This is a genomic window from Nonomuraea lactucae, assembly GCF_003313395.1.
In the GTDB taxonomy this organism is placed as follows: domain Bacteria; phylum Actinomycetota; class Actinomycetes; order Streptosporangiales; family Streptosporangiaceae; genus Nonomuraea; species Nonomuraea lactucae.
The window spans coordinates 1-1,578 of the sequence record NZ_QNFZ01000537.1 but is presented as its reverse complement, the minus strand read 5'-3'; the positions used below and the strand labels follow the sequence as shown (position 1 = coordinate 1,578).

Sequence of the window (1,578 nt, the reverse complement as noted above, 5' to 3'; positions counted from 1 at the left end):
GTATCCATTCAGGCCTGTGATTGATCAGGCGTTTTGTGGTGGCATCCAGGGGGTTCCGGCCAGGGCCTCGCGGAGGGCGTCCAGTGGGTGGATGCCGTGGTTGCGGGCGGTGCCGAGGTAGGAGCGGATGAGGCAGTAGCGTGCCGCGGTGCGGACGCTGCGCCAGCAGCCGCCGATCTTCATCTGGAGTTTGACCATGCGCTGGGGCTGCTCGGCGGGGTTGTTGGTGAAGGGCACGGCAAAGTCGACGGCGAAGCGCCAGACCTGCGTGGCGCGGGCCTGGAGGCGTTTGGCCAGGGTGTAGCCGGGATGTCGGCCGCTGGGCCAGTCGCGGTGGACGTTGGTGGCGATGCCCCAGGCCACCGCCTTGTCGTAACGGGCGCGCAGCCCATCCAGTAACTCCTGGTCCAGGGTGGTGGCACCGTCAGTTCGGGCCTTGGCGACCGCGGCTTTCGCGTCGGTCAGTGCGCTCATCACCGGCTCGGTCCAGCACCGCTGCACGCGGCTGCCCTCGAGATCCAACTCGCCGATCCCGCGCAACGACCGGAGCAGATGCGCGCAGCACAACTGCACGCCTGCCAGGTGCCTGTCGTACTTGGCATAGCCGGTGTAGTCGTCGCGGACCAGGATGCCGCGATAGCCGGGCAGGATGCCGAAGCCGTCCAACTGCTCGTGGCCGCGGCCTGCGGCGGCGCCGAACCAGATCAGCTTGCCGGCGCGGGCGGTGTAGACATACAGCAGCCGATCGGCGTCATCGCCCGCGACCCGGGCGGGGGTCTCGTCGTGATGCAGCACCGGACAGGCCCGCAACGCATTCTTCAACTCTGCCTCGAAGCCCGCCAGTTGTCCGGCGACGCGCTTGACCAGGCCGCCGGTGAACCCCGTGGAGACCGGCGCGTCCAGCAGCACGCCCATCAGATCGGCGGCCCGCTCGATGCTCATGTGCCCGGCGCAGGCCAAAAGCGCGGTCGCCGCGCGCACGTTCGGACCGTAGCAGCACGGCCCGGTCAGCCCCCGCGGGGTGGCCGCCCGGGTCGTCCGACGGCAAGCCCGGCAGCAGACCGTGACCATGCGGTACTCGGTGACCTGGAGCTTGACCGGCGGCGTGTCGAACACCTGCACCCGCGCGGTGACCTTCCCCTCCAGACCAGCCAGCCGGTGACCGCAGCCGGCGCACTTCGTGGGCGTGATGAGGGTGATCTGATCCGGCACGCTCCGCCAGGCCAGCGCGTGCCCCTCATGACCGGCCTGCCCACCGCGTGGCCGGGGCGAGCGCTTCTTCGGCTTTTTGGCGCGTTTGGCCCGTGCCGCCGGCCCATCTGAGCCTGGCGGCAGCGAGGAGTTCGAGGAATCCATCCCCACCCGCCGCTTCAACTGCTCGATCTCGGCCATCAACGCGGCAATCACGGCGTCCCGCTCAGCCAGAGCGGCCAGCAGTTCCTCACGGCTCCAGCTCGCGGGATCGCGGGTCACCAGATCAAAGTACGACGCACCACATCAAGATCTACGTATTCAGCGGAAACCGGCGGGTCTACCTCAAACCAGACGCCCAGCTCAGCGGCAGGCCTGAATGGATAC

At 68.8% G+C, this 1,578-nt stretch carries 1 protein-coding gene; it reads right to left on the bottom strand.

The genetic code is table 11. The annotated features are described in order from the left end of the window. Nucleotides 1–24: 24 nt before the first annotated feature. The gene (gene tnpC / locus DQW85_RS23350) at nt 25–1,473 is read right to left on the bottom strand and encodes an IS66 family transposase (protein ID WP_113702234.1); all 1,449 of its coding nucleotides are present in this window, start codon (nt 1,471–1,473) and stop codon (nt 25–27) included. Between the last annotated feature and the right edge of the window lie 105 nt (nt 1,474–1,578).